The 13469-nt window shown below is 43.0% G+C and carries 14 protein-coding genes, 1 pseudogene and 1 riboswitch; of the genes and pseudogenes, 11 read left to right on the top strand and 4 right to left on the bottom strand.

The window, feature by feature from the left end:
• The first annotated feature begins 7 nt into the window (after positions 1-7).
• The 3 genes from OW495_RS21035 (at position 8) to OW495_RS21025 (ending at position 1757) form a co-directional block, all read left to right on the top strand.
• The gene (locus OW495_RS21035; RefSeq protein WP_198599779.1) at positions 8-520 is read left to right on the top strand and encodes a hypothetical protein; all 513 of its coding nucleotides are present in this window, start codon (positions 8-10) and stop codon (positions 518-520) included.
• A gap of 328 nt (positions 521-848) precedes the next feature.
• Positions 849-1067, top strand: a complete 219-nt coding sequence (locus OW495_RS21030) for a hypothetical protein (protein WP_198599780.1) — start codon at positions 849-851, stop codon at positions 1065-1067.
• Between the two features lie 12 nt (positions 1068-1079).
• Positions 1080-1757: a hypothetical protein gene (locus OW495_RS21025; protein ID WP_102513291.1), complete on the top strand. Its 678-nt coding sequence runs from the start codon at positions 1080-1082 to the stop codon at positions 1755-1757.
• On the opposite strand, the gene OW495_RS21020 is transcribed toward OW495_RS21025, so the two are convergent.
• Positions 1739-1990 (bottom strand): ogr/Delta-like zinc finger family protein, encoded by a 252-nt coding sequence (locus OW495_RS21020; protein WP_102513292.1) that lies wholly within the window; start codon positions 1988-1990, stop codon positions 1739-1741. The two genes, OW495_RS21025 and OW495_RS21020, sit on opposite strands and share 19 nt — an antisense overlap.
• Before the next feature lie 187 nt (positions 1991-2177).
• Here OW495_RS21020 and OW495_RS21015 point away from each other — a divergent pair, with 187 nt between their 5' ends.
• The gene (locus OW495_RS21015; RefSeq protein ID WP_102513293.1) at positions 2178-2936 is read left to right on the top strand and encodes a hypothetical protein; all 759 of its coding nucleotides are present in this window, start codon (positions 2178-2180) and stop codon (positions 2934-2936) included.
• A gap of 70 nt (positions 2937-3006) precedes the next feature.
• On the opposite strand, the gene OW495_RS21010 is transcribed toward OW495_RS21015, so the two are convergent.
• From OW495_RS21010 to OW495_RS21000, 3 genes and pseudogenes are all read right to left on the bottom strand, one after another.
• Entirely contained in the window at positions 3007-4314 is a 1308-nt protein-coding gene (locus OW495_RS21010) for a putative phage abortive infection protein (RefSeq protein WP_102513294.1), read from the bottom strand.
• A 467-nt stretch (positions 4315-4781) separates the two neighbouring features.
• Positions 4782-5768: pseudogene (locus OW495_RS21005) on the bottom strand (phage portal protein).
• Positions 5769-6027: 259 nt separating this feature from the next.
• Positions 6028-6702 carry a glutathione S-transferase family protein gene (locus tag OW495_RS21000; RefSeq protein ID WP_017101508.1) on the bottom strand — a complete coding sequence of 225 codons (675 nt, stop codon included), beginning with the start codon at positions 6700-6702 and terminating at the stop codon, positions 6028-6030.
• A gap of 496 nt (positions 6703-7198) precedes the next feature.
• On the opposite strand from OW495_RS21000, the gene OW495_RS20995 reads away from it, so the two are divergent.
• The 7 genes from OW495_RS20995 (at position 7199) to OW495_RS20965 (ending at position 13425) form a co-directional block, all read left to right on the top strand.
• On the top strand, positions 7199-8296 hold the full coding sequence (locus tag OW495_RS20995) for a YdcF family protein (RefSeq protein ID WP_289888163.1): 1098 nt from the start codon (positions 7199-7201) through the stop codon (positions 8294-8296).
• 130 nt (positions 8297-8426) lie between these two features.
• Entirely contained in the window at positions 8427-8678 is a 252-nt protein-coding gene (locus OW495_RS20990) for a DUF2999 family protein (protein ID WP_009844829.1), read from the top strand.
• A gap of 244 nt (positions 8679-8922) precedes the next feature.
• Positions 8923-9651: an AraC family transcriptional regulator gene (locus OW495_RS20985; protein ID WP_102343977.1), complete on the top strand. Its 729-nt coding sequence runs from the start codon at positions 8923-8925 to the stop codon at positions 9649-9651.
• Positions 9652-9736: 85 nt separating this feature from the next.
• Positions 9737-10654, top strand: coding sequence for an EamA family transporter (locus tag OW495_RS20980; RefSeq protein WP_289888160.1), 918 nt, complete (start codon positions 9737-9739; stop codon positions 10652-10654).
• 98 nt (positions 10655-10752) lie between these two features.
• A riboswitch (TPP riboswitch) is annotated at positions 10753-10864 on the top strand.
• Positions 10865-10960: 96 nt separating this feature from the next.
• Positions 10961-11869 carry a bifunctional hydroxymethylpyrimidine kinase/phosphomethylpyrimidine kinase gene (gene thiD / locus OW495_RS20975; RefSeq protein ID WP_289888158.1) on the top strand — a complete coding sequence of 303 codons (909 nt, stop codon included), beginning with the start codon at positions 10961-10963 and terminating at the stop codon, positions 11867-11869.
• Positions 11859-12617, top strand: coding sequence for an ABC transporter ATP-binding protein (locus OW495_RS20970; RefSeq protein WP_102513299.1), 759 nt, complete (start codon positions 11859-11861; stop codon positions 12615-12617). Before thiD ends, OW495_RS20970 begins: the two co-directional genes overlap by 11 nt.
• Positions 12610-13425 (top strand): ABC transporter permease, encoded by an 816-nt coding sequence (locus OW495_RS20965; RefSeq protein ID WP_102513300.1) that lies wholly within the window; start codon positions 12610-12612, stop codon positions 13423-13425. The genes OW495_RS20970 and OW495_RS20965 overlap by 8 nt, the downstream gene beginning before the upstream one ends.
• The last annotated feature ends 44 nt before the right edge of the window (positions 13426-13469 follow it).

Here is a 13469-nt window from a genome sequence, read left to right as displayed (position 1 = left end):
CGACAATATGACCGCAGTGATTAAGGAGCTTGGCCATAAACTCGACCAGTGGAAAAAACCTTTGAAGCGCAAGGTATCAAAGCTGATTGTTGCTAAAGCTCAAACTATTAAGGCTAAGTCGATAGCAATCAAACAAGGTAAACCGAAAGAGCTGACGGACAAGATGCAGAGTCGCATTATCCGCTTAGAAAAGCAGGCTGAGAAGGTGAATCGAGAGATTCACGAACGTGGGGTACATGCTTCTAGTGGTAACCGGTTTTCGGTGACATCTGAAGGTGACGAGTCACGTACCAAGGTTGATGAGTTTCTGTATTGGGCAGCTGGTGCTCGTGGTTGGTCGATGGAGTGTAGGGATTTGGATTTAGCTGATCTCAAACAAGAAGCTGATGAATATTACGAAAGTAGCTTTGTTCACCACCAGGAACGGCAAGCCTATTGGAAAGCGGTATTTGAAGATAGCCCTCCTATTCTGGAGGCGGATGAGAGTGAGCAAAGTTATTGGATGCAAGCACAACAGTAGTACTCAGCTTCTATGTTTGAGCCATCATTGCATTAGCGAAAGTGGGGGATGAATCTCGGAGAATTGAAAATAAATGTAACTTCTAATTTGTTGAAGCACTTCAACGTATGATCGGGTGGAGTGTTAGCGGAGTTCTTAATTGGGCCTTTGCAACAAGGTCAAAAAGTCTAAATTGACAGACATATGACTGTTCGCTGCGCAATGGACGGTTGGAGGCGAACTAGCACATTGGGGTTAGGTCTAAGTAATTTTGAATAATTCATACTTTTAGTTGCAATGCTGTATGTGTGTACAGTATATTTCCAGTGTCGTTGCTAAGGGGCTTGATATGTCTGATAAAAACCAATTTTTCCAACAAGCATTGGAGCTGATCATAGATGGTGTTGCACTGAGTACTAATGAAAAAAGCAGGGCTCAGGTAGGCGCATATTTGATGGGACTAGTGGTCGCAGACAATCAAGACAAACTAGATAACAGTAAAGTAGAAGCCATTCAGATGATCATCCAAATGGCTGATGAAACAGATAGTCCAAAATTCAAGTTATAAGGGAACGTATTTTTGGAAACAATAATAGTGTTATTTGAATTATTCAAGAAAGTTAGTAGTGAGATTAAATGGCTCACCCCAGAGATTGGTATTTTGTTAGGTGTGATTTTCTCTGGGTTTGTAGTTCATTGCATAGTGATGTTCTTTGGCTATGTAGGTACCTTTTTTAAGGCTGCATATTATAAGCACAGTTTTAGCAAAACTGATGAAAGTGCTAAAAGTCTAGACAGGATGAAGTATCAGAATGACCTTCATATCATATATGGAGAAAAAATAGATTATCGTGTTGGTAAAGAGCTTGAGTGGATAAAAGAAAATGTAACTTGGGAACTAGCCGACTCAGCTCTTAAGCATTGCTCAAGGTTATTTGAAGTAGAAAAAGGGAAACTATATAGGATCTCCAATTTTAAATATTATTCATTTTTGGCAGTATGCATTGGAATATCTGTGTATTTTAGCATTATATTTGGAATGACTATTTATCTTTTCGATGCATTTATCAATGGGACAGGGATATATGGAGAAATAAACAACGGAGAGGAAGGAGAAAGCATAGTGCCAATTGTGATTGGGTGTGCTTTCGTGAGCTTAGGTTTACGAGTTGTTTTTAAAAGATATTATGGTTTCAAGGTTGCTCATAACCTTGGGAAAGCATTAAAAGAAAGACGATACTATAAGACCGAAAGTTGATTCTTCAACTCTGCCCTCTTTTCAGGAGTAAGTGCCTTAACCAATTCAAAGGCCATCTGTGAGGTGGTCTTGGAGCTTGGGCTGAGAGTGTGGCTAAACGTTAGGTTCATGACGAACGAATGGCCACATTCTGGGTCACTGCAACTACAATATAAATCGCTATAACCCGCTGAAATACGGTTTGATTTTTGTATACGGGCTTTCTCGCCACACTCGGGGCAAACTACTCTCATATGACACCATAAACCTATCTGAATGATAGGCTCATAGTACTAAATTATGGTGGTGTTTTATACAGTAATGCTATTTTATTAAATGGGAGTGAAAAGTGCTGTTTAATATAAATAACCCAAATGTGTGATACTGATCTCATATTGAATTGATATGTTTTCCTACTTTAGTTTGTAGGAGGAAACGAATATGGAATTGAATATGAGTCTTTTAGGAGGAGTACTATTCGCAATATCATCTGCTGTTGTTGCGGATACTCAGCCTTTGCAGCAACAACCCGAAGAAAAGTTGAAAGTTAAAACTGATCTTTTAGGAAACGAAGTTTTGGATACAAATATAAACGATGATTCCAACTTTATTGGAGATAGGATTAGTTTTCCTTTAATCACTCCACTTGAAGGCGAGTTAAATTGTTCTATACCTCCAGGGATCACGATGAAAGCGCTTGGACTTAATGCTGACCAAGATTTAGTTTTATTTACTCAAAACGAAAAAATTGAATGTTACCAACCGCCATCTTCAACTCAATCACCAACATACATACCAGCATATGAAAAACTGTTAGTGGATAAGGATAATCGAGTCGGAATGCACCGATTTGGATTAACTTATGGCGGCCTAATTGTTCCATACAAATACTTAACTAGCGCTAAGGAGTTTAGAGGTGGGACATCGATAGCACCTTACGTAGGATATCGATTTGATCCAAGTTCTTATGGATACGGTATGAAGCTAGTCGGTTTTTTTGGAGCTACAACAGTTGATGTAGAGGGAAATGACTCTAGCTCTTTAGGTGTAACTTATGGTATTGGACTTCTTGGGCAGATTAAAGGGAGCTTTCAGCTTGGTTTAGTGTTTGGAGCTGACCAAGTAGGTGAAAGCGAAAATTATGAGTTCAACAAGAAGCCGTGGGTCGCATTGTCTCTAGGCTATGACTTTTCAAATTAGACTTCGATAAAACCCGCTTAAGATACACTTATGCGGGGGTTATCGTCTTGGCTCTATAAATCGATAGGATTTATTTCTTTCTTTTTTGAAGAGATTCTATTGAGTTGTCTTCTAGTTTCTTTAAAGAGTCTAATAAGTATTTTTTATTCAACTTATATGTAGGGTTAGTGCCGAACGCGCTTATCACTAGATGATTGTCAGTTCTTCGCATATATTTTGCTAAGTCGAGACCTGGTAGGTAGAATGCTCCTTTAAAACCGTATATATGAGATTTTTCTTTCGATATTGAAGTGAATCTTTCTTGAGTGCTGTTATCGTTGAAAGGAATATGTTCTAGCATACGATACTCAATTAATAATTCTTTAAATTGCCCTTCATCTATTGAATTACAGATACAGTTGACAAGAAGTAGTATAATTTCGTTAGCGGAGAGTTGAGCTCTTAGCATATTTGTGTAAACTTTTTTTTGCTTTGGTTCGATGCCTTCGTATTCATGCACATATTTAAGTATTTGGTAGATGTTCCTAAAATAGTGCCCCAACACTTCATTTTTGTTTGAGTTGAAATTATCATATATTGAATTTATTTTTCTAGAATTTGAAAATTCATCCTCGCTAATGAATGATGACTTTATATATTCGATAACTCCCTTGAAAACATCTCTCCCATGAGTTACTTCTTCTTTACTAAAGCGACTTAGAGTCTTTAAAATTGAAAGTTTACCATTCGTGTTTTTATTAACAAAGTAGGTAAACGATAAGTTCTCTACAATTTGTGCATGTATGTTCAACATATTAAAAAACGTATTTTCAAACGCTTGTTGGCTTAATGCCTTTTCGGCATTGATTTGTGCGTTACTAGAACGTTGTATTTCTTTTCTAGTTTCTTTCAATTCTTTTGATTGCAAGATGATAGTTAGGAGAAGAGCGAAGAACCCAAGGAAGCTTAGTATTGGGTTTAATACCCCTCCCATGAAGTCTCCGAATACCCCCATTTGATCTTGTACCCCCATATAGCTAAAGACCAAGTTCATCAGTAGTAGGATACAAAAAACGGCCGCGGCTACGATCAATAGCTTTGAAAGAGTTGGTAAGAGTGTGTTGTCGTCTTTTGCTGCGGAATTTAAGTGATTACTTACTATATCGCTTAGTTGCTTAGTCTTATACGTAGGTATTGTAATTTTCATTAAAATGACACTGCTAAGAGAGAAGAGGATAAAGCTAACAGTGAAAATAGTGTTCTTAGTATTAAAAAATTCTTCGTAACCCTTGTAGTAATTTGTTAAGAAAGCTAATACCCCAACTAAGCTCACTGTCACCAAAGTCCATACCCAAATTATTACGAACATGTGTTTGCAGCCCGTCAGTAGTCTTTTCATATAGCCTCCATAAATAATATTAATTATTTCATAAGGTTAGGGGTGCGTAAACTGAAACAGAGTATATGCGTGACGGAAAACGCACTCCTCCTCCCCACCTGAAGCGTTTTCGATCTCATTTCTTCGCAATTCTATTTCAGTGAAATTCTGCTGCCGCTATGGAAGGCTGACAAGCCGCTAGCCCTTTAGGAATAACGGGCTTGCATTAAGTTAGTCGTGCTCAGAATGGCTTACAGAGTGCCTAGTAAAATTGCGAAAATTGCAAAAAATTGAAATTCTGACGATCAGTGTTGATCTGTGTGGTCTTGTTAAGTTGCTGAAATGTAATAATTTTTGTGTTTTAGGTCGTTTTTTTAATGATCATTTGTGTTTTGTGACGATCGTTTGAGTGGCTTCTCAGCCCTTGTGAATAAAGGGCTGAGCGCAAATTGAAGATAAAAACATAATTGCAAAAAACAACACGCTAGTTAGGCTGCCACATTGTCTAAATGTAGGTGTTTGGGTACTTCTGGGTCGCTGTTCACGGCATCCATGAACATTTCGCAAGCGGGTATCACTTCGTTTTTACAGTAAACGTAATCAAATTTAATCGGGTCACCACGAGTACCACCGTTTGGAATAATTGCGGCCAGTTCGACAGGGAAGCGATGACCGGTGATCACCTCTTGTGCGGTGACGTTCTTAATTTTCTCGTACTCATCTTTTGTTGCAATGTCGCCAACGGGTATGAGTTGAATCCCTTTCTCGTTGCCGTTTGGAATGTTGATGAACATTGAACGGAAGTTACCCACACCACGGCTTGAAGCCATCTTCTGTTTTAGGTCTTCCTCATCGTCTTTACTTAAGTTCGGGTCAGTCGCATAGAAGATAAAGCCCATGTGCAAACCGTTTTTATAGTAACGGCGACGGAACGTGGTGGAGTCCTGGCTAAGCAAAGCAGATTGAACACAACCAAGGTAATCCGGTCCACCGTAGATTTGTTGCACTGGGTCATATTGCTTGATGAATATAACGTCTTCTTTCTTGTAACTCTTTTGTTTGTCATCCCGCTCTAGGAAAGCAAAATCACCGTTTTTACGTTTACGTAAATACATCGTAGGGATAGGCCATAGCCCAATGACTTTGCCAAAGTAATTACGCAGCTTAAGCAGGGCAGTGTCACCAAATTCTAAGAAGTCATGAACGGCGGATTGCATTTGCTGCTTCTGCATTCCACCTTGGGTGTAACGGCCCGCAATCATGTTACGGCGAGCCATTAAGATAGAACCGTGATAAGCCGTTAGCCCGAGTCAGTTTATTTAAGCCAGCTCTATCGAGTGGCGGTTCCCAGTAGTTTCCGTCTTCGTTGTAGTAAAGCTCGTTGTATTCGTAGTTGGTGAAATCACGGTCCATGATTTCTGGCTCACCAAAGCTAAACATCAAGCTTTCATCATTAGCGGATTTTTCGTGATTATTTCTGTTGTCTGTTCAGTGGCTTTGTTGCGTAATTCAATGGAACTAAATCCAGAACCTACGATCTGATCAGCTACGTTCAGCCCCTCTCGTAGCCCTTTTCATAAGCCTCGTTACAAAACAATTAACTGGAAGCAATACAACCAATCACTCATTAACCGCGGGTCTCTGACCTTTTGGATTGAGAAAGAGCCGCTTTTTAGCGGCTCTTTCTGTTTGAGTTTTAGTTATCACTCAGTAGAGCGTTAACTTTCAATTTTTCTACTTCGCATAATTCGAAGGAAACAGTGCTCGTTTTGCCTCTTCATCACGTTCGGTTTTAAATTCAACATCTTTACCGGTTTCGCGAGCACGCAGTGCAGCAGGGCGGGTGTTGATTGCGTTAAACCAGCGCTTCAAATTCGGGTAAGGTTCTAGGCCTTCTTCACCAAGCACGACAGGTGCTTTATCAATCCAACCCCATGCGGCTACATCGACAATGGTGTACTCATTTCCGACGATAAATTCACGTCCTTCCATATGCTTTTCTAGCACTTCGTAATGACGTTGTGCTTCACGTAGGTAACGGTTCACAGCGTAGTCTAGGCCTGCTGGCGCTGCATGACGGAAGTGTACCGATTGACCAGAATAAGGGCCAAGTCCACTCGCAATAAACATCATCCAAGAGAGCAGTTCGGCTCTGTCTTCTGGTTGCCCCGCTAGCTTGCCTGTCTTCTCTGATAGGTAAAGAAGGATAGCGTTGGAATCGAACACGCGCTGTCCATCGTCTTCAATGGCTGGTGTTTTACCGTTCGGGTTAATCAAACGATATTCCGGTGTGTGTTGCTCGCCCTTTAGGGTATCAACAGGAACGAGTTCAAAATCTAGGCCTGTCTCTTCTAGAAACAGAGCGATCTTCATTGGGTTGGGTGTTTGGTGAAAATAGAACTTAAGCATGGGGTAACTCCTTGTATTGGTCATTCATTAAAGCACCGCTTGAACGATCGTTCAATGATTGATTTTAATTTATTTGAAAATCGGTTGATGCGTGTTTTAAATCTATGTGCTTAAAACTTAGTTATTAGAGCGAGAATGGAATCGAGCGATTCAGTGTGTTGAATTTCAAGTTGTTGAAAAAATGAGCTTAAAGTTGCTGTTTGGGCGTGTTGTTTTCTGCGGAGTTTGGATTTGTGATGGGTGGTTTTCGGTGGAATAGGGCGTATGAAATCCGCAGTCAGATATTCCAACAAAAACGTTGAGCACTGGTTCAAACCAGAATTATCTGGATACACAGGCTTATTGGTAAGTTCAAAATCGTGATCTGTTGCCACACCTTATGCAACAAATGAATATTAACCTCGGAGATTCTGGTGTGGTTCACAGTTTTTTAATCTTAGGGACTTACATTGGTGAGCAAATCTGATGTGAACACTTAACGACACAGGATCTTTCCATGAAAAAGAACATTATCGCCCTCGCTCTTGGTGGCATGCTTGCTTTTGGCGCAACACCTTATTCTTTTGCCGCTAACGATGGCGCAGTACAAGCTTCAGCAGATTACGCGCAGTTGGTGACTAAGCGACAAGTTGTCGACCAATTACTTCTTGATGCGTTGCAGGCGTTTAAGTCTCCGGCAAGAATTTCTCACGCGGGCTTCACGGCTAAAATGCCAAGCAACATGGAAATTGTGACTAACCGATTGTTAGAAGCGTACCAGCTAGAACCTTACCGTACTGACTTGTTGATCTCGGCAGCGAACGCTCAGATCTACAACAAGAACGCAGAACGCGCTATTGAGTTGTTTGAACAAGCACTGACGGTTGCACCAGACGATGTCGACCTTCATGCGTATCTAGCGGTTTGGCAGCGATTTGAAGGCAATGAAAGTGAATCCAACGAGCACATGGAGAAACTGGAAAGCCTGAATAAAGGCAAAGCAGAAGACATCAAACGTATCTTTGCTACGGTCGACCGCGTGTTAGAAACACCGCTTAAAGAGTCTGCAGATAAGGGACTGTTGAGCGACCACGGTGCCATCGTTACTTTGGGCTATGCGCTTAATCCAGATGGTTCTATGCATGAGATCTTGATTGAACGTCTTGAAACGACATTAGCAATGTCGAAAGCGAACCCGGACGCGATGATCGTGTTAACCGGCGGCGTACCTAAGAACCATAAGACTGAAGGCAAGTTAATGGCGGATTGGCTTATCTCAAAAGGGGTAAGCAAAGACCGCATCATTGAAGAGAACTATGCGACCAGCACGGTAGGCAATGCCTTGTTCAGTAGCTATGCGCTTGCTCGTCATGATATTAAGCACGCGACCATTATCAGCTCGGCAAGCCATGTTCGTCGTGGTCAAACTCTGTTTGAAATTGCGAGCTGGCAAACTGGCCCTCAGGGCATTACCTTCGATACGGTTTCTTACCCAGATAAGCCGCTAGAAGATCTTAAGAAAGCGAGCAGTGGTGAGCTTCTAGGCATCTACCGTGACGCACTGAGAACGTATGGTATGTGGAGCTACCGCTCTTACCCACTAGAGTCTCGCTAAGCCCAAGCATTATTTGCGTTTGGGAAAAGCACAGTTCGCGTTAAACCAAAGCTTCACTTGCTAGTACAATCGAGCACAGCTAGATGGTATGCTGTGCTCCTACTTAATTTAGTGTTTCAAAGGCAAAAAAATGAACCCGATTTTAGCGATGTTGAAAGAGAACAATATTAGCGACGAGCAGATCAGCGAGATATTCAAGACGTTGACCGAGAACCCTCTTGCAGCAATGGCGACAATCAGCCAGCTTGGTTTACCACAAGATAAGCTTCAAATGCTGATGGGTCAGGTAATGCAAAATCCTGCGCTAATCAAAGAAGCAGTTGAAGAGCTTGGCCTAGATTTTTCTAAGGTTGAAGCCGCTAAAGAGCAACTTCAAAAATAGTAGAGTGTGATCTAGCGATTGAGCTCATGAGCGATAGCCGGTTTGGCTAACGGTTCTTGGCAGCGCTAATTAGACTCTAATAAAAAGCCGTTTGAGCATTGTGATTGATGCTTGAGCGGCTTTTTTGATCGCCATTAGAATGGGTTAGGGTACTAACAAATGCCAACCCGATGTGACTCATTTGTTCAAATCATGTACTTTCGTGTTTTAACTCGTTCTAAACCGATCTACTCAGGCGTTGATCATGAAATCTAGCTTAAGCATTCGATCTTACACCAAGCAATTTAATACCCATGCTCATGAGGACCATCATCAATTGGTATTGCCGATCCAAGGCAGTATTAATATTGAAATGGTGGGGTATGTTGGCAAAGTGGCCGTGGGCGAATGTGTGGTGATTCCGGTAACCACAGCGCATGCGTTTAAGGCGGATGAAGCAGCGCGGTTTATTGTCGCGGATATGGCGGAGTTGCCTCAGCACTTGTTAGAGCATGAGCTTTCGGTTTTCACGATAACGCCACCTTTAATGAGCTTCTTGCTGTTTGTTGAAAAGCAGCTGGAATATCAAGTAGACAGTGGCATTGAGTCATCAGTTTTGGATGTGTTTTCATTGCTGTTAGAGCAACAACAAGTAAGCAAGAGCATCGACCCAAGAATCCGTGCGGTACAAAGGCTGATAGCGGATAATTACGCCCAACCTCTCTCTATATCTCAACTTGCAGAAACGGCCTGTTTGAGTCCTACTCAATTCAAAAAACGCTTCAAAGAGTGCTTGGGTATCAGTGCGCTTAAATACATCACTCGCTATCGTATGGAGAAAGCTCAAGCCTTGTTAACTCATACCGATTTACCGGTTCAATTGATTGCTGAAAATGTGGGCTATAGTGATGTGTCTGCTTTCAGTCGTCGCTTCTCTCAGCACTTTGGAATGTCTCCAAGGGCGTTTCTAGGCTCAATGAAAGAGAGTCTTTAGAAACAACAATAGCGTCCTTTCGGCAAACTAAGTTTTATCAATCTTCACTATTATCTATTTAAGAAATGAAAAATGGATAATAGAAATGAATCTTGCCATCAATCGCGTTAACGAATTCCAAACGGGCACTTTGGCCATCTTGTTTGCTTCTATTTTATGGGGTACGACAGGCACCGCCGCAAGTTTTGCACCTGATCTAAGCCCATTAGCGATTGGTGCTTTCTCTATGGGTGTCGGTGGCCTAATGCAAGCGGGCTTGGCGTATCGAAAAATCCTATTCGCTTTCGACAAACTTATGCAGAACAAGAAGCTGTTGACAGTGAGTGCTTTGGCTTTGGCGGTCTATCCTTTAGCTTTCTATTCTTCAATGAAATTATCAGGCGTGGCGATCGGTACCGTGGTTTCGATTGCTACCGCACCTTTCTTTTCGGCACTATTAGAGTGTCTGATTAGCAAAAAGAACAATATCAACAAACGTTGGCTCACTAGCTTTGCGATTGGTGTGGTAGGTATTGGGTTGTTGGTGTTTTCAGAATCTTCATCGGCGAATGAATCCGGTGATGATCTCAAGCTGTTAGGTATTGGCTTAGGTTTGGTCGCTGGGTTGTGTTACGCCATTTATTCTTGGGCGACAAAAGCATTGATCGATAAAGGGATTAAGTCACAAGCAGCGATGGGCAGTATTTTTGGCCTGGGTGCGATGCTGTTGCTGCCAACGCTCTGGTTTACTGGTGATAACCTGTTTTCCTCACAGACCAACGTATTAGTCATCAGTTATCTTACGTTGATTCCACAATGCTTGGGTTATATCGCGTTCAGTTTTGGTTTACGCCACGTGACCGCGAGCAGTGCCAATCTGCTGACCTTGTTTGAACCAGTAGTCGCAGCGGTGCTTGCCGTCTGTGTTGTCGGTGAGCTGATTCCTTTTACAGGCTGGTTAGGTATGTCTCTGATTGTGCTGTGCTTGTTTATACAGTCGAAGCCATCTAAAGGAACGTTATAAGTATTTGTTTTGTTTTGCCTAATTGAAATCTTTTCATGTGTAATTCTTATAATTGAATAAAATCAGTATCTCAGTTGTGAGAGTGCTGTTACTATCGCTATCAATAGTCGGGGGGCACATACCTTATTTGGTGTTTGCTGAGATCGTTAATCGAGACCCGTTGAACCTGATTCAGTTAACACTGGCGTAGGGAACTATAAGCACTCGATCTACGTCTGCACCCATGAAAACTTTCATGAGCCTAATGCGACTTCTCCTTCGATCAGTGTTCGTTCTCCTACGTCTTGTAAGATAGTAGGAGCGACAATGACACACAGTTCTATTTCAAAAGATTTAACGCCAAAAGCCTCAACTCCAAAATCCTCAATACAGCAGCACTCTGCTGAAGACACGATTCGAACGAACACTCCGATTGTTTTAACCATCGCGGGTTCTGACAGTGGTGGCGGTGCCGGTATCCAAGCTGATATTAAAGCCATGTCTGCTACCGGTAGTTTTGCTTGTTCTGTGATTACCGCTATCACTTCCCAGAACACTCAAGGCGTGTCAGCTATTTTTCCTATTCCACTCGACCATGTCGCGAGCCAGCTAGATGCGGTTTTCATTGATCTCAATATCGTGGCAGTGAAAGTCGGCATGTTGGCCGATTCGCAAATCATCAAAGTCGTCGCGGACAAAATTAAGCAGTACCAACCTAAACACTTAGTGATTGACCCTGTCATGGTCGCGACAAGTGGTGATCTGCTGTTAGAAAACTCAGCTATCACCACGCTAAAACAAGAGCTGATTCCGCTCGCAGACATCATTACTCCTAACTTGCCAGAAGGTGCTGCACTGACAGGCAAAGCTGTCCCTGAAAGCGAAGCTGAAATGCAGGGCATGATTGAAGACTTACGCGCACTAGGTGCTAAAGCTGTCCTGTTAAAAGGCGGTCACTTAGAGAAAGATGAAAACAGTAACGACTTACTGATTCTGCCAACCACATCTGATCTGATTAGCGCGAAGCGTTTTCCTACCAAAAACACCCATGGCACGGGCTGTACGCTCTCTTCTGCAATTGCTTCTTTCTTGGCTCAAGGCAACACGCTTCCAGAGGCTGTTGACCTAGGCAAACAATACATTTCACGCGCGATTGCCCACGCTGATGAGCTGCAAGTCGGGCAAGGTCATGGGCCTGTAAATCACTTCTTCGCTGGGCACGGTAATGTCCGTTAATACGGTTGGCGTTCAGCTCAGCAATGCCTCCTTACGTTATAACGACAGTGAGCACGCAACCTTATCTGGGTTATCGCTTAGCTTAAACGCAGGTAAGTGGACGGTATTGTTGGGTAGAAGTGGCTGCGGGAAAACCACGGTATTGCGTTATCTGGCAGGCTTGTTGGACGACAAGGTGGAGTGGCAGGGCACATTGGCAACCTCTGATGAATTGCCTTTAACGGAGCGCATCGCTTACATGGCGCAGCAGGATTTGTTACTGCCGTGGCTGTCGGTTATCGACAATGTATGCCTGAGTCATCGCTTTCAAAATCCAGCTTCTGATAAAGCACAGCAAACCAATCAAGCACTAGAGTTGCTCGCTGCGGTTGGTTTGGCTGATCACGCGTCTACTATGCCTGATCAATTGTCTGGCGGTATGCGTCAGCGTGTTGCTTTGGCTCGCACTTTAATGCAAGACAAACCAGTGGTACTGATGGACGAGCCTTTCTCTGCGCTGGATGCGGTAACAAGACACAAGCTGCAAAGTTTAGCGTGTGAACTGTTAAGAGATAAAACCGTTGTGTTGATTACTCATGATCCACAAGAAGCGGTGCGTTTGGCGGACAATTTGTATGTGTTGCAAGGCACACCTGCGAGTGCTCACTCTTTATCTGTGCCTCACACGTCAACGCCGCGAGTGCTAGATGGTGAATGTGCTGAGTTACAACAAGCGATCTTAGATCAGTTGGAGCGAGATTATGAATGATCTAACACGAAGCGAAGTTGGGGCTCGTTCAACCGACATACAGGCTAGCACTGAACGTCCTCGTCAGATGAATCCCGTTATGCGTTTGCTGATCAGCAGTGCTGTGATTCTCGGTTTATGGCAGCTAGTTGTGGTTGTCTTCGAGATGCCGAGTTTCATTCTGCCAGCGCCTGCAGAAGTCTTCATCAAGCTAATTGAACGTTACGATGTGCTACTCAAACACACTTGGGTGACTGCGCAGGAGATCTTACTTGGTCTGCTACTCGGTTTGTCTATGGGGCTGTTTTTCGCCCTACAGATGTTGATGTTCGAACCGCTGAAACGCTGGTTGTTGCCTATCTTAATCGCTAGCCAAGCGATTCCTGTATTTGCGATTGCGCCAGTATTGATGCTGTGGCTGGGTTATGGCATCGCGTCAAAAGTGGTGATGGCGGCGATCATTATCTTCTTCCCCGTGACCACTTGTTGTTACGACGGTCTGCGAAATACACCGACTGGTTACCTTGATCTTGCTAAGACCATGGGTGCATCTAAATGGCAATTGCTCCGTTATATCCAATTGCCTGCTGCGCTGCCAACTTTGGCGTCTGGTATTCGTGTCGCTGTGGTTATTGCCCCAATTGGTGCGGTTGTCGGCGAGTGGGTGGGTTCGAGTGAGGGGCTGGGTTACCTAATGCTGCAAGCCAACGCACGCATGATCATTGATGAGATGTTTGCTGCCTTATTCATCTTGGCGGTGCTGTCTATCTCGCTCTACTTCATCACAGACAAATCACTCAAAAAAGCTATCCCTTGGGAGAACCAGTGATGGTTAGCTCAATAACTCTTTGTTTAATAAAGCTTCGCTCAAGG

It is taken from the genome of Vibrio sp. 14N.309.X.WAT.E.F5 (genome assembly GCF_030397615.1).
Taxonomy (GTDB): Bacteria; Pseudomonadota; Gammaproteobacteria; order Enterobacterales; family Vibrionaceae; genus Vibrio; species Vibrio lentus.
This window is presented reverse-complemented; position numbering and strand designations above follow the sequence as displayed.